The sequence below is a fragment of the Sphingomonas sp. Root710 genome (genome assembly GCF_001429065.1).
GTDB lineage: Bacteria > Pseudomonadota > Alphaproteobacteria > Sphingomonadales > Sphingomonadaceae > Rhizorhabdus.
Map to the genome: position 1 here is coordinate 431051 of NZ_LMIB01000015.1, position 16317 is coordinate 447367.

20 protein-coding genes are annotated in these 16317 nt (G+C 64.8%); 7 read left to right on the forward strand and 13 right to left on the reverse strand.

Features of this window, described 5'->3' with window-relative positions; translation table 11 throughout:
* Position 1: 1 nt before the first annotated feature.
* The 3 genes from ASE00_RS17140 to ASE00_RS17150 are packed head-to-tail and all read right to left on the reverse strand — an operon-like array spanning position 2 to position 2769.
* Positions 2–910 (reverse strand): isocitrate lyase/PEP mutase family protein, encoded by a 909-nt coding sequence (locus ASE00_RS17140; RefSeq protein ID WP_056382510.1) that lies wholly within the window; start codon positions 908–910, stop codon positions 2–4.
* A 19-nt stretch (positions 911–929) separates the two neighbouring features.
* Positions 930–1442: a hypothetical protein gene (locus tag ASE00_RS17145; protein ID WP_056382512.1), complete on the reverse strand. Its 513-nt coding sequence runs from the start codon at positions 1440–1442 to the stop codon at positions 930–932.
* Complete coding sequence (locus ASE00_RS17150) at positions 1432–2769, reverse strand: 3-isopropylmalate dehydratase large subunit (protein ID WP_200957955.1); 1338 nt, start codon at positions 2767–2769, stop codon at positions 1432–1434. The genes ASE00_RS17145 and ASE00_RS17150 overlap by 11 nt, the downstream gene beginning before the upstream one ends.
* A gap of 296 nt (positions 2770–3065) precedes the next feature.
* Here ASE00_RS17150 and ASE00_RS17155 point away from each other — a divergent pair, with 296 nt between their 5' ends.
* The 3 genes from ASE00_RS17155 (at position 3066) to ASE00_RS17165 (ending at position 5583) form a co-directional block, all read left to right on the forward strand.
* Positions 3066–4130: a hypothetical protein gene (locus ASE00_RS17155; protein ID WP_056382515.1), complete on the forward strand. Its 1065-nt coding sequence runs from the start codon at positions 3066–3068 to the stop codon at positions 4128–4130.
* A 115-nt stretch (positions 4131–4245) separates the two neighbouring features.
* Complete coding sequence (locus tag ASE00_RS17160; protein WP_056382518.1) at positions 4246–4536, forward strand: hypothetical protein; 291 nt, start codon at positions 4246–4248, stop codon at positions 4534–4536.
* 162 nt (positions 4537–4698) lie between these two features.
* Positions 4699–5583, forward strand: a complete 885-nt coding sequence (locus ASE00_RS17165) for a helix-turn-helix transcriptional regulator (RefSeq protein ID WP_056382519.1) — start codon at positions 4699–4701, stop codon at positions 5581–5583.
* 43 nt (positions 5584–5626) lie between these two features.
* Here ASE00_RS17165 and ASE00_RS17170 read toward each other — a convergent pair whose 3' ends face one another.
* Complete coding sequence (locus tag ASE00_RS17170) at positions 5627–6787, reverse strand: NADH:flavin oxidoreductase (RefSeq protein ID WP_056382522.1); 1161 nt, start codon at positions 6785–6787, stop codon at positions 5627–5629.
* Positions 6788–6800: 13 nt separating this feature from the next.
* Complete coding sequence (locus ASE00_RS17175; RefSeq protein WP_056382524.1) at positions 6801–7256, reverse strand: nuclear transport factor 2 family protein; 456 nt, start codon at positions 7254–7256, stop codon at positions 6801–6803.
* Positions 7257–7473: 217 nt separating this feature from the next.
* Here ASE00_RS17175 and ASE00_RS17180 point away from each other — a divergent pair, with 217 nt between their 5' ends.
* Complete coding sequence (locus ASE00_RS17180; RefSeq protein WP_162256486.1) at positions 7474–8406, forward strand: SDR family NAD(P)-dependent oxidoreductase; 933 nt, start codon at positions 7474–7476, stop codon at positions 8404–8406.
* Here ASE00_RS17180 and ASE00_RS17185 read toward each other — a convergent pair.
* Positions 8393–8770 (reverse strand): EthD domain-containing protein, encoded by a 378-nt coding sequence (locus ASE00_RS17185; protein ID WP_056382528.1) that lies wholly within the window; start codon positions 8768–8770, stop codon positions 8393–8395. The two genes, ASE00_RS17180 and ASE00_RS17185, sit on opposite strands and share 14 nt — an antisense overlap.
* Entirely contained in the window at positions 8767–9192 is a 426-nt protein-coding gene (locus tag ASE00_RS17190) for a VOC family protein (protein ID WP_162256487.1), read from the reverse strand. Before ASE00_RS17190 ends, ASE00_RS17185 begins: the two co-directional genes overlap by 4 nt.
* Positions 9193–9361: 169 nt before the next feature.
* Here ASE00_RS17190 and ASE00_RS17195 point away from each other — a divergent pair, with 169 nt between their 5' ends.
* Positions 9362–10360, forward strand: coding sequence for an aldo/keto reductase (locus ASE00_RS17195; protein WP_056382531.1), 999 nt, complete (start codon positions 9362–9364; stop codon positions 10358–10360).
* Positions 10361–10397: 37 nt separating this feature from the next.
* Here ASE00_RS17195 and ASE00_RS17200 read toward each other — a convergent pair whose 3' ends face one another.
* From ASE00_RS17200 to ASE00_RS17210, 3 genes are read right to left on the reverse strand one after another with little or no spacing between them, the layout of a single operon-like run.
* Positions 10398–11321, reverse strand: coding sequence for a TauD/TfdA dioxygenase family protein (locus tag ASE00_RS17200; RefSeq protein ID WP_056382533.1), 924 nt, complete (start codon positions 11319–11321; stop codon positions 10398–10400).
* Positions 11322–11340: 19 nt separating this feature from the next.
* Entirely contained in the window at positions 11341–11775 is a 435-nt protein-coding gene (locus tag ASE00_RS17205; protein WP_056382536.1) for a nuclear transport factor 2 family protein, read from the reverse strand.
* Positions 11765–12544 (reverse strand): class II aldolase/adducin family protein, encoded by a 780-nt coding sequence (locus ASE00_RS17210; RefSeq protein WP_056382538.1) that lies wholly within the window; start codon positions 12542–12544, stop codon positions 11765–11767. The genes ASE00_RS17205 and ASE00_RS17210 overlap by 11 nt, the downstream gene beginning before the upstream one ends.
* A gap of 248 nt (positions 12545–12792) precedes the next feature.
* Here ASE00_RS17210 and ASE00_RS17215 point away from each other — a divergent pair, with 248 nt between their 5' ends.
* Both ASE00_RS17215 and ASE00_RS17220 read left to right on the forward strand, forming a co-directional pair.
* Entirely contained in the window at positions 12793–14058 is a 1266-nt protein-coding gene (locus tag ASE00_RS17215) for a cytochrome P450 (protein ID WP_056382540.1), read from the forward strand.
* A gap of 18 nt (positions 14059–14076) precedes the next feature.
* Positions 14077–14619, forward strand: a complete 543-nt coding sequence (locus ASE00_RS17220; RefSeq protein WP_056382542.1) for a nuclear transport factor 2 family protein — start codon at positions 14077–14079, stop codon at positions 14617–14619.
* Positions 14620–14649: 30 nt separating this feature from the next.
* On the opposite strand, the gene ASE00_RS17225 is transcribed toward ASE00_RS17220, so the two are convergent.
* Genes ASE00_RS17225 through ASE00_RS17235 form a run of 3 tightly spaced genes read right to left on the reverse strand, consistent with a single transcriptional unit; the run spans position 14650 to position 16300 of the window.
* Entirely contained in the window at positions 14650–15189 is a 540-nt protein-coding gene (locus ASE00_RS17225; protein ID WP_056382544.1) for a VOC family protein, read from the reverse strand.
* Positions 15186–15956: an SDR family NAD(P)-dependent oxidoreductase gene (locus tag ASE00_RS17230; protein ID WP_056382546.1), complete on the reverse strand. Its 771-nt coding sequence runs from the start codon at positions 15954–15956 to the stop codon at positions 15186–15188. The genes ASE00_RS17225 and ASE00_RS17230 overlap by 4 nt, the downstream gene beginning before the upstream one ends.
* Entirely contained in the window at positions 15953–16300 is a 348-nt protein-coding gene (locus ASE00_RS17235) for an EthD domain-containing protein (RefSeq protein WP_056382548.1), read from the reverse strand. The genes ASE00_RS17230 and ASE00_RS17235 overlap by 4 nt, the downstream gene beginning before the upstream one ends.
* Positions 16301–16317: the final 17 nt, after the last annotated feature.

Below are 16317 nucleotides of genomic sequence, written 5' to 3' on the forward strand. Positions count from 1 at the left end.
CTTAAAGGGTCGCCGTATAACGCTGCTCCAGCGCGACATAGTCGTCGAGCCGGGCGGCCTTCATCAGTTCGAGCGGGTTGTTGTACGGACCGGGGTGAGCGGCGAGATAATGCTCGTCGGTGCCCTTTTCGCGAATGTCGCGGAATATCTCCGCCACCGCATTGGCGGCGACGCCCAGTGCCGAACTCGCGAACATGGTGAAGGCATAGCCCGCGTCGGCCAGATCGGCGACGGTATGGCCGGGCGGCGGGCTGCCCCCCATGTTCATCACCGGTCCCTTGATCTGCGAGATCAGCTTGCGCGCCCACGCCATCTGTTCCTCGGGAGGAAGGCCAAAATAGGATTTGCCATCGACCTGCATGATGATGGGCATCACCATGTCGGCCCCGGCTTCGAGGAAAAGGTTGCACCGCTCGACCACCTCGTCGAACGAGATGGTGTCGCCGTCGGTCCGCGCGACGATGACGAAATCGGGATCGGTGCGCGCGTCGAGCGCCGCCTTCACCCGGTCGATCGCCTCGGCGCGGCTCACCACCTTGCGGCCCGCGAGCAGCGGACAATGCTTGGGCAGCGCCTGGTCCTCCAGATGAACGCCGGCGATGCCCGCCCGCTCCATCTCCTGGATCGTCCGGCCCACGTTGAGCACGCCGCCGAAGCCGGTGTCGACATCGGCCAGGATCGGGATCGTCACCGCCTGCGCCATGCGCGCGGCGTGCTGGACGATCTCGCTCATCGTCATCAGACCCAGGTCCGGTGCGCCGAGCTGAGCTGCCTCGACTCCGAGCCCGGTCATATGAATCGCCTGGAAGCCTGCGAGCTGCGCCAGCCGCGCCGACAGCGCGTCATAGCAGCTCGGCGCGACGACGAGTCCCTTGGCCAGTTCGGCGCGAAGCTTGGTGGACATGCGCATGTCTGTATTTTCCTTCGGATCAGGCCGCGGCGACGCGCTGAAGCGCCCAATCGAGGCTGCCTCCTGCGCCGACGATGTCCAGGATGATTTGCGACACGGGCGCGAAATCCTGTGTCGCGCCGGTGGTCCGGTTCACCGCATGACCGGTGACCAGGTCGATCTCGATCATGTCGCCGGTCCGGGCAAAGGAGCCGATGCCGGGAAAAGCCCATGTCAGCAGGCCCAGGTCGATCGAAGCGCGCTGATATAAGGCGTTGACGCCATCGCACAGCATCGCCGCGATACCGGCTTCCTTGCAGGCCATGACCGACGCCGTGTAATAATGGGCGTGGCCACGGCCGAGATTGTCGCCTGCGATCACGATATCGCCCGGCGCAACCGCGCTGGTGAAGGCCGGATCGACGTCCTCCATCAGATGCTTGCGGCACTCCGCCCAGTCATGGCTCATGCCGGCCTTGTCATATTTGGCCGAGACGATGTCGGTTGCGCCCAGCCCGTTGCCGAACACCCATGCCTTGCCTTCAAGCTTCATGGCTCGCCTCCAGTTCACGCACGAGATAGGGGGCGGGATCGGCGATGCGTCCCTCTATGGCCGATGCGGCGACCACCGCGGCATTGGCCAGCATCACTTCGGATTCCTGGCTGCCCATGCGGCCGCGCAGCGTCTCGACCGATGTCGAGATGCACCGCTCCCCGTCGCCCAGCTTGAGCGGCGAGAGATTGCCGCTGTAACAGGCGCCGCAACCCGGCTGGGTGACGGTCGCCCCGGCATCGAGGAATATCTCGATCAGCCCGGCGCGCGCCGCCTCGCGATGCGTCTCGGCGGAGATCGGCGTGACCACCAAGCGGACGCCCGGGTGCAGCTTACGGCCGCGCAGCACATCGGCGGCCAACTGCAGGTCCGAAAGCCGGCCGCTCGAGCAGGAGCCGATATTGGCGGCGTTGACCTCGAGCCCTTGGACATTGCCAAGCGGCCGCACCAGCTCGATGTCGTGCGGGCCCGCCACCAGCATTTCGAAGCTGGACAGGTCATAGTCATATGTCGCGACATAATCCGCATCGTCGTCGGCCGCGACTGGCTGGAACGCCTCGCGCGCGCGCCCTTCCAGATAATCTTCCAGCACCTGATCATAGGGAAAGACGATGGTCAGCGCGCCGATCTGGACGGCGCCATTGGCGATCGCCATGCGAAAATCCATCGGCAGGCTGGCGACCCCGGGGCCCGAAAACTCGATCACCTTCCCGCCCACGGTTTCGCCGAGGTCATGGATCAGCCGATAGACCACGTCCTTGCCATTCAGGCCCGCCGGCAGGCTTCCGGTCAGGTTGATGCGCACGCATTGCGGCACCACCATCCAGATGTCGCCGGTCAGGATGATCGGGTCGACGCCGAACAGCGCCGGGAGAGCGAAGCAATTGGCCGCGCCCATCGTCGCGCTCTGGGTGTCCGCGCCGATCGCGACGGCACCCGGCAGCGCCCAGCCCTGCTCGACCGGGATATGGTGCGAGATGCCGTTGCGCCCGACATCATAGACATTCTCCGCCGGAACGCCCTGTTCCTTGGCGAACGCCTTGATCTTGGGATGCTCCTTGCCCGCCTGCTGCGGAAACCATTCGGGCTGGAAGAAATGATCGAAGCAGAAGATCAGCCGCTTCGGATCCCAGACCTTCAGGCCGCGTTCGCGGAAGGTGTCGATGAAGGTCGTGCCGTCGAGGCACGTCATCAGGCTTACTCTGGCGAGCAGCGCCTCTCCTGTATCCGCGCGGTCCTTGCCCGCGGCGCGCGCCAATATCTTGGCGGCCATCGTCGATCCCATGGCGCGATCATCCCTCCTCAGCCCATACTGCACCTTCAGCATGGCGATATCGATTGGCTACCCTGTTTGCGCCGTGCGCGGGAGAGCGGAGCGCTTGGGAAATCCGTTGATCCTTTTGGTGCGATGATCCCGTCTGCCGATGATCGCAAAAAGGCAAAGAATAGCCCGTTCTAACAAATCGGGTGCGGTTGCGTGTCTGCTCCGCCCTGCCATGCTGGGCGGAAATCCGAGAAAAACAGAGGATGGCCCCGCATGGCGGCAACCGAGGCGATGACAGCAATCGAGCAAAGGAGGGGCGTGCTCCACGATCCTTCCCATGCGCTGGGCATGGCCGGAGCATGACCGGCCGCCGACGATCAGGCCGGATAACCCCGAAACTGGCCGCACTGCTCGACATGCTGCCGCTGCCCGCGCTTATGACCGCCGCCGAGGCGTTGACGCTGGATGGCCACGGGCCCGTCGTCACCTATTCGCCGGCGATCGATATCCGCCTCACCGGAACCGGGCGCGACGCCTGCCGCTGTTGCCCGGCGTCCAAGGCCGCCTGCGACGACATGCTCGATCGCGCGCGGCGTGGCGCGGCGCTGGGCTGCCGAGAGGCTAATCTAACGCTCGAACGTCCCGCAAACCGCGCGACGCTCGACCGCCTGGCAGAGGCGGCGGAAGCGATCCTCGGGGAAACACAGCTGCTGCCCCATCTCGACCCCGGTCCATTGATGGCCGCCGATTATGCCCGGTTGCGCCCCTTTTCGGCATCGATGCGGGTCGTGCTCGAAAGTGCATCGGAACGCCTCTGCGAACCGGGCGCACCGCTTCACCACGTTGCGGACATGGGCCCGGTGCGCGGACTGGGCGCCATTCGGGCCGCTGCCCGGGTCCGCGTGCCGCTGACCGTGTCCCTTACGATCGGAAAGGGCGAGGACAGGACCGAGCGAATCGAGACGCTGGCCGCGATCCGCGACGTTCAGCGGCGTCATGGCCATATTCAGGGAATCGCGATCCATCCCGCCCGTCCAGAGATGCCCGCCGAGGAACTGCTTTGGACGATCGCGGCGACGCGGCTCATCTTCGGTCCGGCCATGACGATCCAGACCCCGTCCGATTTCCAGCCAGCCGGAATGCTCCGGCTGCTCCTGAAGGCCGGCGTCAACGACTGGGGCGGCATTCGTCCCGACATCATCGAAACGCCCGACCCCGGACCAGCCTGGTCGCAACGTAATTTCGTCGAGCGAGAGACCCGCGCGGCCGGCCGGAAGCTGGCGGAGCGCCTGGCAATCGCACCGGCCCACGCGCTCGACGCCGACCGGTGGACGCACCCCGCGATGGCACGACGGATCAGCCGCGCGGTCGATGCGCGGGGCCTGCCCAGGCGACGGCGCGCGCATCTGACCGCCGTGAAATAGCCGCGCCCGGCCGCCGGTGACGCTTTAGTCAAGCCGTGTGCCGCAAAACATAAGAAGCAACCGGCGCGATCACCGCCCGAGAAGCTATCATCACACGAAAGAGGAAAGGACCGCCATGGCTGCGACCGAATTGAAACGCTACCGGATCACCCCTGATGGCTGGGAGGAATTTCTGGAGGTCTGGCGCCGGATCGTCGCGGTGCGCCGCCGCCACGGCTTCGGCATATTGTTCGCATTCGCCGACCGTGAGCAGAACATGTTCACATGGGCGATCGACCATAACGGCGATTTCGACGCTGCGGCCAAGAGCTATTATGAGGATCCCGAGCGGGTCGAGCTCGAGATCGTCGGAAACTTCGTGACCGATCACGAGATTCGCAAGGTCGAGGTGCTCGACCTACCCTGACGCGAACGGTCCCGGCGGCGCGCATTTTGGACAAATGAGCGCCGTTATCGCCATTTGACGCTCCCTTTGCCGCGGCGCATGTTCTATCATCATGCCCGCATAGCGGGTCGAGGGCAGCGGATCGGACGGAGAATCCGGCGCCGCCTGGCGAGAGGACAGGCCATGACCGCATTTGATGCCCATATTGGCAAGGGCTACAACAAGCATGTGTTCGTCGAACGCGCCGCGTCGGGCGCGTCGATCGAGATCGTCGACTATGAATTCGACGGGACCGAACTGGAAGGCTGCGAGGATCGTTCGCTGCTGCGGTGGCGGCTCGCTCCCGATTATTTCAGTTCGTCCTGGCGGCTGGCCCGCCAACCCGAGTTCGTGAAGCTCGGCAAGCTCATGTTCCTGCCGGGTCGCGTTCCCTTTCGCACTCGGCCTTCTAATCCGCTCCGGTCGAGCCGGAACCTGGTGTGCCATTTCCAGCCCGAACTGGAGCAGCAGATCATGGGCGACCTCGAATATTGGAGCGAAGCCCAACTGGCGGAATGCCAGGACATACGCTGCGGCCGGACCGAATTGACGCTGCGCCGCATGTGGCAGGAGATGATGCATCCGGGCTTCGCCAGCGAATTGCTGCTCGACGGCCTGCTCGCGACGCTGGTGGTCGATATCAGCCGTTATTTCCGGCGGGCCGGGCCCATCGAAGACGATCTGCCGAAGCGCGTCAGCGCCCTGTCCAAGGCCGACATCCAGCGCATCATCGACTTCATCCATGGCGCGCGCGGAGGATGTCCGACCGCGAGCCAGCTGGCGGGTGTCTGCGGCATGAACCTGTCGAGCTTCCGCAACCGCTTCAAGCTGACGACGGGCCGCAGCGTCCATTCCTTCGTCGAGGAGATACAGCTCGAACGCGCCAAGGGGCTTCTGGTCAACAGCGGCATGCTGATGAAGGAAATCGCCTATGAGCTGGGCTTCACCCACCAGGCGACCTTCACCTCCAGCTTCCGCCGTCTCGTCGGGATGTCGCCCAGCGAATATCGCACCCGCCATCTCAATTGAGGCGGCCACCCCGAATTGATGCCGCCGGACCGGGGACCCGCGATCAGTAGAGCTGCCGCGTGGCCTCGACCGTATAGGGCTTGAAGGGTTCGCCGGTGCGCGCCCGCACCGCCCAGGCCGGATCGGCGATCAGCGAACGGCCGACCCCGGCAAGGTCGAACTCGCCCCGCTCCATGCGGATCATCAGCCGCTCCAGCCCGGCTCCCGCGATCGCCTCCTCCTCGGATGGCCGCTGATAGAGGTCCTTGCTCAGGCCGATGCTGCCGACCGCCATCGCCGGCTTGCCGGTGAGCTTGCGCGCCCAACCGGCGAGGCTGAGGTCCGATCCCTCGAACGCGGGCGTGTCGAACGTCCGCGTGCTCGCATCGAGGATGTCGACCCCGGCATCGACCAGCAGGCCGAGCCAGCGGGCCAGGTCGTCGGGCGTCTCCGCGATCCGGGCGTCGAAGTCCTGCTGCTTCCACTGCGAGAAGCGGAACATGATCGGCATGTCGGCGCCCACCTCGCGGCGGATCGCGCGGATCACCTCGGTGGCGAAGCGCGCGCGTCCGGCCATGTCGCCACCGAAATGGTCGGTACGCTTGTTCGTCTCTGCCCAGAAGAACACGTCGAACAGATAGCCATGGCCGCCATGGAGCGCGATGCCGTCGAACCCCGCCGCTTTGGCATTGCGAGCGCTGCGCGCGAACGCGCCGATCACGTCGGCGATCTCGCCGTCGGTCATCGCGCGGGTGGGTGGCAGCATCGCTTCGACATAGTCGGCTGCCGACGAGGTGCGACGGCCCGGTGGGCCCCAAAGGCCCGATGGCCGCATCGACTCGGCTTCGGGATACCGCCCGCTCCCCGCCAGACGCATCACGCCCTGATGCCAAAGCTGCGGAAAGATCGTACCGCCCGCCTGATGCACCCCATCGACGATATGCTTCCAGGCGGCCAGCGCGGCGTCGCCGAACATCTCGGGCACCGCGAATTCCTTCAGGCCGGCATTGCCGACCGCCGCAGGGTGGTCGACCGCGACGCCTTCGGTGACGATCAACCCGACGTCGTTCTCGGCCCGGCGGCGGTAATAGGCGGCGACATCCTCGCCGGGCACGCCATCGGGTGAGCGGTTGCGCGTCATCGGCGCCATCACCACGCGATTGCGCAGGGTCAGCGCGTCGTTGATGCGCAGTGGTTCGAACAACAGGCTGGTATCGGCGGTCATCAGGCTTTTCCGTTCAGTCGACGCGGCGCGGCTGGGCTTCGACCGCGAGGCGCAGGCGTGAGAGCCGGACCGAAGCGAACAGCCATTTGCCGCCGCGGCGGACATAGGTCTCATGATAATGGCCCGCGCCATGGATCTCGCTGGCGCCGGCGAGGCCGCGCGTCCCCGGTGGGAAATAGAGCGCGTCCTGCATCGCCCAGACGGCGCGGGCATTTTCCTCGTCGAGGATCTCGATTTCGGGCGCCATCACATGATGGACGGTGACTCCGCCTTCCAGCGCGGGTCCTACGCCCTCCATAAAGGCGTCGATCGTCGCGGCCTGATCGTAATTTTCAGGAAAGAAGAGTGTTGCCTCATCCGCGAACAGCGCGCGGAAGGCGGGCCAGTCCTGGGTGTCGACAAAGCGGCAATAGCGCGCCTTGAGGATCTTGATCTCCTCCATGGCCGCGAGGCGGCGGATATCGTCCATGGCCTTCTCCCCTCATTCTTCGCTCATCTCTTCGCCGCAAAGCCGGGCCGCCGCCAGAGCCTGCGCTTGGCCTTTCCAAGCAGCTTGTTGATTTTCCGCACAATCGGAGCGTGGCCTTGCGCGAATACACAAGATGCCGGCGGCAAACCCAATTGCCCGCCGTTGATCCCGGCACGGCCACCGCCCAAGCTGCGCACAAAATCTGGTGGAGGGATCATTGAGCGAAGTTCGACTGGACGGGCGCGTGGCGCTGGTGACGGGCGCCGGCCGTGGGCTGGGCCGAGGCTATGCGCGGCTGCTGGCGGCGCACGGCGCGAAGGTGGTCGTCAACGATCCGGGCGTTGGGCTAGGCGGCGAAGGTCATGACGAGTCCCCAGCGCGCGACGTAGTCGCCGAGATCGAGGCCGCGGGCGGCATCGCAATCGCCAATTTCGACACGGTCGCGACCGAGGACGGCGCGCGCGCCATGGTTGCCCAGGCCCTCGACAGCTTCGGCAAGATCGACATCGTCGTGAACAATGCCGGCAATTTCTACACGCGCCACAGCTTCGATCAGACCAGCCCGGAAAGCTTCGCGCATATCTGGCAGGTCCATGTGATCGGCAGCGTCAACGTGATCCGGGCCGCCTGGCCGCATATGGTCTCGCAAAAATATGGCAGGATCATCAACACCGCCTCGCACACCGGCTATCTGGGCTCGCGTGACAATCTCGAATATTCGGCGGCGAAGGCGGCGATCCATGGCATCACCCGCACCCTGTCGCTCGAAGCGGGCGACCATGGCATCGCGATCAACGCGGTCGCGCCCGGCGGGGTGACCCGCCCCGTGAAGCTGATCCCCGGCATTCTCGACAAGATGCCCGCCGGAGCCTTCGAACCCGAGCTGGTGGCGCCGACGGTCGTCTGGCTGGCGCATGAGGACTGCAAGGTCAACGGCGAGATCTTCGGGGTCATGGCGGGTACGACGACGCGCATCAAGGTGGTAGAGACGCCGGGCTATTGCTCGCGCAACCCGACGCCCGAGACGATCCGCGACGCATTCGACGCGGTGATCCTCGACCAGCCGCGCTTCGACGCTTCGGGGTTCGTGGTCGGCAAGGAAGCCGAGCTGCGCGGGATGGAACTGGTCGAGCGCTTCACGAAGGCGTGATTGCGCCCGGCGAGCTGATGGTGTCGACCATGTAGAGGGCCAGCGAGTCGCGATCGAGGAAATTCTCCTCGTCGCGGCGGATTGGTTCGCCGATCGCCGGGTCCTCAAGCGCGGCGAGCATCCGACGATAATCTTCGGCGCTGGCGAAGCTGATCTCGGTCACGACGTCGAAGTCGGGGCCGGTGAACTGGTTACCCACATGCGCCGGCGCGAACTCATGCTCCGGATTGCGGTAATTGCGCTCATAGGCGGTGAAAAAGGGCAGCAACCGCGTGACGAGCGGCACATGATTGGCCTCATAATAGTCGCGGAATTCCTGCGCGGTCATTCCAGCCTTGCGCTTCAGCAGGCACAGCAGCTTCATGCCGCCTCTCCTTTCGTGTCGGTTATCGTGAGCAGTTCGAGCAGATTGCCGTCGGGATCGCGGAAATAGATCGACAGACCGGCGACGCCGTTCGAGGCATAGCGTTCGCCCGGCCCCTCAATGATCTCGACGCCCTTGCGCTCGAGCAGTCCGATCGCGGCGGCGATCGGGCCTTCCCAGCGGAAGCATATGTCGGCCGAACCAGGGGTCGGCCGGCCCGCGACGATCGGGTGGCTATGACCCACCTGGTGGATGTTGAGCATCGCGCCGCCGAGATGGAATTGCCGGATCATGACCCGTCCCTCCAGTTCATATTCGCGTATCTGCACGGCTTCGAGCACATCGGTGTAGAAGCGGCTGGCGCGATCGAGATCGGCAACGGTGATCGCGATATGATCGATGCGGCTGATCGGATGGGTCATGGCGCGCTCTCCCTGGACCATCGGGAATAGCGGTCCGGCGGTGCATGGGCCAACACGCCGGCTTAGGAATCGCGTTCAGTCCTTAAGGCGCTCGTTCGACAGGCCTCCGTCGCGCTTGCACGGCCGTGGAGCGCGGTCCAACGCAGGCCGATCAATCAGAGGAGTCCGCATGGAATATCGTCATCTCGGGCCCGATCTTTCGGTGTCGGCGCTGGGCCTTGGCTGCATGCCGATGTCGGGCAATCCGGTGGGCAATTACGGTGTCGCCGACGAGGGCGAGTCGATCCGCACCATTCACCGCGCCATCGACCTCGGCGTGACCTTCTTCGACACGGCCGAGGCCTATGGGCCGATCGCTAACGAGGCGCTGCTCGGCCGCGCCATCGCCCGCCGCCGCGAGGGGCTGGTGCTCGCCACCAAATATTCGATGCAATATGACGAGGCGGGCAACCAGATCGGACCGTTCGACGGCAGCCCCGCCAATGCGCGTCGCTCATGCGAGGCGGCGCTGCGCCGCCTGGGCACCGACCGCATCGACATCTTCTATCTCCACCGCGTCGATCCGAAGGTGCCGATCGAGGACAGCGTCGGCGGGATGGCCGAACTGGTGCGGGAGGGCAAGGTCCTGCACATCGGCCTGTCCGAAGCGGGGGCCGACACGATCCGCCGTGCCCATGCCGTCCACCCGATCGCCGCCGTCCAGTCCGAATATTCGCTGTGGGAACGCGGCGTGGAAGAGGACATATTGCCGGCGATCCGCGAACTCGGGATTGGTTTCGTCCCCTTCTCCCCGCTCGGGCGCGGCTTCCTGACCGGGACGATCACCTCGCGCAGCGATCTGGCGACGGGCGACTACCGGCTGGGCGACCCCCGCTACGGCGAAGGCAATTTCGACCGCAACATGGCTCTGGTAGATGCAACCCGCCAAGTCGCCGCGCGGCATGGCGTGTCGCCCGCCCGCGTCGCGCTCGCCTGGCTGCTCGGCCGGGGCGAGGACATCGTTCCGATCCCCGGCGCGAAGCGGCGGACGACGATGGAGGACAGCATCGCGGCGGTCGAACTCCGCCTGTCCGATGCCGACCTGGCCGACCTGGATCGCGCAGCGCCGATCGGCATCGCGGCCGGCGATCGCTATCAGCCCGAGAATATGGCGATGCTGCGCCTCTGAAGCTCCGGCGCGGCAGCCCGCCGCGCCGGGCCCATGCTCATTGCGCGGCGAGCAGGTCTGCCGGGGTGGCGGCGCTCAGCGGCGCCTGTTCCAGCGCAGTACTGTCGTCGACGGTGGCGACGCGCCGCATCTCGCGCCGCTCGGTCATGTCGAAGCGGCGGCCGCGGTGGAGAACCGAGCGGTTGTCGTACATCACGACATCGTGCGGCTTCCAATAATGGGCGTACACATTCTCGCGCTGGCCGATATGCTCGATCAGCTCATGCGCCAGTGCGCGTCCCTCCGGGATCGACATCCCCGAAATCTCGCAAACCTTACTGTCGCACCAGAGAACCTTGCGCCCCGACCCGGGATGGGTGCGGACCATCGGCCAGCGCACCGGCGGAAAGACACGGCGGTCCTCGGGGCGGTCTTCGATGCCCAGCCATTGCCGGGTGAAATGCGAGTAGAAGGTCGCGACCTTGTCGGCAATCAGCGCCTTGGTGTCGTCGTCGAGCGAATCATAGGCCGATCGCAGGTCGGCATATTCGGTCGCCCCGCCTTTGCTCGCGGCCGTCTTTGCGGTGAGGATCGAATAGCGATAGGGATGTTTGTCATAGGATGAATCGCTGTGCCAGAAGCGGTTGCCGACATTCATGATCGCCTGCTTGTGCTGCCGGTCGGCGACATCGCCGGACGTGGCATCGACGTTGGAGATGTCGCTGATCGCCGCGCTGGAATAGCGATCCTGCACCTTCTTCATCAGCTTTTCCTGGAGACCGACGTCTAGGGGGCCGAAGGTCGCGCCGAAGTTGACGAGTTCCTCATCAGTGAGCGGCTGATCGTGAAAGACGAGCACGGCATATTTGTCGCTCGCCTTGACGATCGCGTCGACGGTCGCCGGATCGAGCGGCCTGCTCAGATCGACGCCGCTGATTTCGGCGACATAGTCCGCGCCGACAGGGCTGACGGTCAGGGTCATATCTCTGCTTCCTTGATGATCACGCCGGTACTTCGACGCTGTTGAGGGTGCGGCGGCGGAACTTCCAGACGCCGTCATATCGGGCATATTCGTCGTGATAGACCCCGACGAAGCGGACGCGCATGGCTTCGCTGCCGATTCGGAACTCGGTGTAGACATGGCCGGTGGCGCTGTCGTCGCCGGTCAGGTCGATCACATGGTTATGGGTGAATGGCCACGGGTCCATCGCCTCGTTGTTCCGGGCGAAGGTCTCGGCGATCGCCGCGCGGCCGGACCGCACGCCGCCTTCGGCCATGACCGCAGGCATGTCGAACACCCCATCGGGCGTATAGAGATCGACAATCTCCTCATGGCGCCGTTCGCGCACATAATGGCAATAGCGCGCGACGAGGTCGCGGATGGCGTCTCGCGCCTCCAATGCCGCGATCCGCGCGGCGAGATCCTCAGACGGCATAGCCCGGATCCTTGCGGTCGAGCAGCCGTAGCAACGCGGCCCATTCGAGCCCCGAACCGTTCTGAAAACGCGGATCCCGCGCAACCGGCGGCACCGCAGCGCACAGCTCGTGCGGCGGCATCTTGAGCCTGCCGCCCGCCATCGCATCGACTTGGATACGGCACGCGCTTTCCAGCTGATAGGCGGTCAGGAAGGCATGCGGCACCGTGCGGCCGACCGTGATCGTGCCATGGTTGCGCAGCAGCATCACATCGTGCGGTCCGAGATCATCGACCAGCCTGCGGCGCTCGTCCGGATCGACCGCCGGCCCCTCGAAATCATGATAGCCGACCTCGCCATAGAAGAACATCGCGCTCTGCGAGAGCGGCAGCAGACCGCACTCCATCGCAGACACCGCGGTAGCCGCGCGCGAATGGGTGTGGATTACGCAGCCGGCGTCGTGCCGCCCGCCATGGATTGCGCTATGGATGATATAGCCGGCCGGGTTGATGCCGAACTCGCCCGGCGCGCGCAGCATGAAATTCCCGTCGAGGTCGATCTTGTGCAGGTTGGAGGCAGTCACCTCGTCATAGAGCAGGCCATAGGCGTTGATCAGAAAATGCCCGGTGCCGGGCACCCGCGCCGTGATGTGATTGTAGATCAGGTCGGTCATGCCGAAATGGGCAAACAGACGATAGCAGGCCGCGAGCTGGACCCGCAGCTGCCACTCTTCCGCGCTGACCTGATCCCTCACCGATATCTCGGCGGCGATCCCCGGCTCCGAACGCATTGTCTGACGCTCCTCAACGATCGGGCATGGGCCCGTTGGCAGAGCTATCCCGCCGCCGCGCGAACTCAATCGGCAAGTCTTGGGAAAAGCGTCACCTTATTGTTGATCCGCGAAAGCGGCGGCGCGGCGAGCACTATCGCTTAATCAATAGCACGCTTTTAAAAAGCATAGCTGTGCCGGAGCCGGCCCCGATCCCGTAAAACCAACTCCGAAGTCCCGGCGCTTCCGCCGGCTGCAGGAGTTTGGAAATGAGCGACACGATCGTCGAGGCCAAAGCGGCGGGCGGCAAATGTCCGATAACCTTCACCGATCCCGAGACCCGCAAATGCCCCTTCCCGGCCTATCATGCGCTGCGCGAAGAGCATCCGGTCTACCAGGACCCGGTCAGCGGCAATTATGTGCTGACCCGCTATGAGGACGTTCGCAAGGCGGTGATGAACAACAAGACGCTATCGTGCAAGACGGGCGTCATCCAGACCCGCAAGTCGAGCGTCAGCGACCAGGTCGACAAGATATTCCTCGAAACCGGTTATCTGCCGATGGACACGCTCGTCACCAACGATCCGCCGTCGCACAAGATGTATCGCACGCTGGTCGATAAGGCCTTCACCCGCGCCAAGGTACAGGGGCTGGAGCCGCAGATCGAAATCTCGGCGAACGAGCTGATCGACAAGTTCATCGACAAGCCCGAGGTCGAGTTCTTCGACGAGTTTGCGATGCGCCTGCCGCTGACGGTGTTCACCGACATTCTCGGCGTGACGGACAAGGATCTCGACAAGTTCAAGCGCTGGAACGACCTCTCGCTCGAATCGAGCAACCCCGCGCTCGATCCGCAGCGTGAGCTGGAGATCGTACCGGTGGTCACCGAACTGCACCGCTATCTGGCGCAGAATGTCGAACGCGTGCGCGCGACGCCCGACGACAGCCTGCTCAGCACGATCGTCCACGCCGACGTCGACGGGCGCACGCTCGACATGCGGGAGCTGATATCGATCCTGTTTCTGCTGTTCCTGGCGGGCGGCGAGACGACCGCGAACGCGATCGCCGGCGGCATGAAGATCCTGATCGAGCGGCCCGCGCTGGCCGACGAGATTCGCGATGACGACGCCAAGCTCGACGCCTTCGTCGAGGAGACGCTGCGCATCATGGCGCCCGCGACGGTGATGTTCCGCCGGGTGACCGAGGATATGGAGATCGGCGGCGTGGCGATCCCCGAAGGCGCGATCATCGAGACCCGCTTCGGTGCGGCCAACCTCGACCCCACCGTCTTCCCCGACCCGGAGACGCTCGACCTCGACCGTCCCAATATGAACAAGCACCTGACCTTCGGTGCCGGCATCCACATGTGCATCGGCAACCAGCTGGCGCGCGGCGAGATGCGGATCGCGTTCAAGGCACTGGTGACCCGCATGAAGAACTTCCGCGCCAGCCGCGGCGAGGGCAGCTACGACTACACCACGACCTATGTGGCGTTCGGGCTGAAGCAGCTGTGGATGAGCTTCGACAAGCGCTGAGCGGGCAGGATCTTGACCATGACACGAACGGACGATGGCGGTCTTAGCGAGCTGCTCGCGCGCCAGCGCATCCATGATGCGCTCGTCCGGTCGTGCCGCGGCGTCGACCGCCTCGACGCCGCGCTGATCCGCTCAGCCTACCACCCCGATGCGATCGACGACCATGGCAGCTTCGTCGGTTCGGTGGATGATTTCATCACCTGGGTGATGGGCAATCATGGCGACGGCAAGGTCATTGCCTGTACGCATCATATCTCGAATGTGCTGATCGTGATCGATGGCAGTGTGGCGCATTGCGAATCCTATGCGCTCGTCACCCATCGCCGGATGATCGATGGCGTGCTGTGCGACATGCTCGCGCATGGCCGTTATCTCGACCGGTTCGAGGAACGCGACGGCGAATGGAAAATCGCGCACCGCTTCGTCATCGGAGACTGGGACCGCATCGATCCAGTCGAGCGCCGGCTGGGCGGACCGCTGACCGAAGCGCTCCGCCCGAGCCTGCGGTCGCGGGATGACAATTCCTATTCCGTCCTCGATCCGCGCTATTTCACCACGTGACGGTCGCGCCCTGAAGGTCGGCATCCACCGTCAGGACGGCTGCATGGTTTCGGGTCTCGCCGGGTGCCAGAGCCGCCGGTCGGTATCGGCCTCATAGCCTTTGCCGCCAGGAAAGCTGACCAGTTCGAACTGCATGCCCCAGGGCGCCAGGAAATAGACCCAGGTCTGACCCGCACTCGGGCCAGCAGTCCGCACGGTTGGTTCGCCCAGGATCCGGATGCCGTGGCCGCGCAAATAGGCGACCGCCGCGCCGATGTCGTCGACATAGAGCGCAATGTGGTGGCCGCCGACATCGCTGTTGCGCGGTGGCTCGCGGCGCTGGTCGGGCGCCTCATATTCGAACAGTTCGAAATTGGAGCCGTTGCCGCAACGCAGGAACTTCAACCGCCGCATGACGGTGCGAGGGTGAACGTTCAGATGCGTCGCCATCCAGTCATCGTCCGACTGGAAGGGGCCGAGTTCATAGAAGGGCTCACAGCCCAGCACGTCGACGAAGAAACGGATCGCCTTATCGAGATCGGGGACGGTGATGCCGATATGGTCGGTCCCGCGCAGGCCAGGCAGGCTCATGCCGTCAGCCCCGTATCGTTGACGCCGACGCTATAGCCGCCATCGACGCCGATCGTCTGGCCAGTCGTGTAGCCAGCACGCGGATCGGCCAGATAGAGCGCGGCATGAGCGATCTCATCCGCCTCGCCGAGCCGCCCCACAGATGTCTTGCCCTCGAAATAACGCAGCAGCGCGGCGTCCTCGACGATCGGACGGGTCATCCCGGTCAGGATCGTGCCGGGCTGGATGACGTTCGCGGTGATCCCGTAACGGCCCAGCTCGACCGCCAGGTTCATGGTGAATCCGGTCAGCGCATGCTTGCTGGCGTTATACGCCGCCATGCCCGGATTGGTCAGCCGCACGCATATCGACCCGATATTGACGATCCGGCCTGATCCCGATCGCTTGAGCGCCGGAATCGCCTTCAGGCATAGCGTGGCCGGCCCCGTGACGTTGGTCGCAAAGGTGCGGTCCCAATGATCGCGGCCGATCTGCTCGACCGGGGCCATCTCGAACAGCGCCGCGGCGTTGACGACGATATCGATCCCGCCCAGCGCCTGGGCCGCCGCGACGATACGGTCGGCCGCATCGGGCGCGGCGATGTCGGCGGCGAAGGGTGTGATCGCGGCATTGCCGGGATGCGCCGCCTCGATCGCCGCCTGATCACGCGAAACGGCAAGAACCTTTGCCCCCTCTGCCGCGAAAAGCGTTGCAATCGCCTGCCCCATGCCGCTCGACGCACCGGTGACGATCGCGACGCGGCCCGCAAGGCGGCCCGCCTCACTCACTGCGATTGCTCCACCTCGACCGCACACACCATGACACGGGTCGGATCGAGGAATTTCTTTTCGTCCTCGGCGACCTGTTCGAACACGGCGGGGTCGCGGAAGGCGTTGAACCAGCGCTCGCAGGCGGCGCGGTCCTCGAACTCCATCTCGGTCACCACATCGAAACCGATCTGGTCGTCGTCGCGCTTGAAAGGCTCGTCGAAGTTCAGGAAGTTGCGGCGATAGGCCGACATCTTCGGGGCAAGCCGGCCGACCAGCGGCGCATGCTGCCCCTCATAATAGGCGCGGAATTCCTCGCGCGAGATTCCCGGCTTGCGCGCCAGGAAAGCCATCACCTTGTACATCCTCACCTCGCTCTTTT

Excerpts from the sequence above, each read along its gene's own strand:
- ASE00_RS17205 (WP_056382536.1), bottom strand. The coding sequence starts at position 11,775 with ATGCCGTCTGAGGATCTCGCCGCGCGGATCGCGGCATTGGAGGCGCGA.
- ASE00_RS17220 (WP_056382542.1), top strand. The coding sequence starts at position 14,077 with ATGACACGAACGGACGATGGCGGTCTTAGCGAGCTGCTCGCGCGCCAG.
- ASE00_RS17225 (WP_056382544.1), bottom strand. The coding sequence starts at position 15,189 with ATGAGCCTGCCTGGCCTGCGCGGGACCGACCATATCGGCATCACCGTC.
- ASE00_RS17185 (WP_056382528.1), bottom strand. The coding sequence starts at position 8,770 with ATGAAGCTGCTGTGCCTGCTGAAGCGCAAGGCTGGAATGACCGCGCAG.
- ASE00_RS17170 (WP_056382522.1), bottom strand. The coding sequence starts at position 6,787 with ATGACCGCCGATACCAGCCTGTTGTTCGAACCACTGCGCATCAACGAC.
- ASE00_RS17140 (WP_056382510.1), bottom strand. The coding sequence starts at position 910 with ATGCGCATGTCCACCAAGCTTCGCGCCGAACTGGCCAAGGGACTCGTC.
- ASE00_RS17150 (WP_200957955.1), bottom strand. The coding sequence starts at position 2,769 with ATGCTGAAGGTGCAGTATGGGCTGAGGAGGGATGATCGCGCCATGGGA.
- ASE00_RS17200 (WP_056382533.1), bottom strand. The coding sequence starts at position 11,321 with ATGACCCTGACCGTCAGCCCTGTCGGCGCGGACTATGTCGCCGAAATC.
- ASE00_RS17210 (WP_056382538.1), bottom strand. The coding sequence starts at position 12,544 with ATGCGTTCGGAGCCGGGGATCGCCGCCGAGATATCGGTGAGGGATCAG.
- ASE00_RS17215 (WP_056382540.1), top strand. The coding sequence starts at position 12,793 with ATGAGCGACACGATCGTCGAGGCCAAAGCGGCGGGCGGCAAATGTCCG.
- ASE00_RS17190 (WP_162256487.1), bottom strand. The coding sequence starts at position 9,192 with ATGACCCATCCGATCAGCCGCATCGATCATATCGCGATCACCGTTGCC.
- ASE00_RS17235 (WP_056382548.1), bottom strand. The coding sequence starts at position 16,300 with ATGTACAAGGTGATGGCTTTCCTGGCGCGCAAGCCGGGAATCTCGCGC.
- ASE00_RS17155 (WP_056382515.1), top strand. The coding sequence starts at position 3,066 with ATGACCGGCCGCCGACGATCAGGCCGGATAACCCCGAAACTGGCCGCA.
- ASE00_RS17160 (WP_056382518.1), top strand. The coding sequence starts at position 4,246 with ATGGCTGCGACCGAATTGAAACGCTACCGGATCACCCCTGATGGCTGG.
- ASE00_RS17175 (WP_056382524.1), bottom strand. The coding sequence starts at position 7,256 with ATGGACGATATCCGCCGCCTCGCGGCCATGGAGGAGATCAAGATCCTC.
- ASE00_RS17145 (WP_056382512.1), bottom strand. The coding sequence starts at position 1,442 with ATGAAGCTTGAAGGCAAGGCATGGGTGTTCGGCAACGGGCTGGGCGCA.
- ASE00_RS17165 (WP_056382519.1), top strand. The coding sequence starts at position 4,699 with ATGACCGCATTTGATGCCCATATTGGCAAGGGCTACAACAAGCATGTG.
- ASE00_RS17195 (WP_056382531.1), top strand. The coding sequence starts at position 9,362 with ATGGAATATCGTCATCTCGGGCCCGATCTTTCGGTGTCGGCGCTGGGC.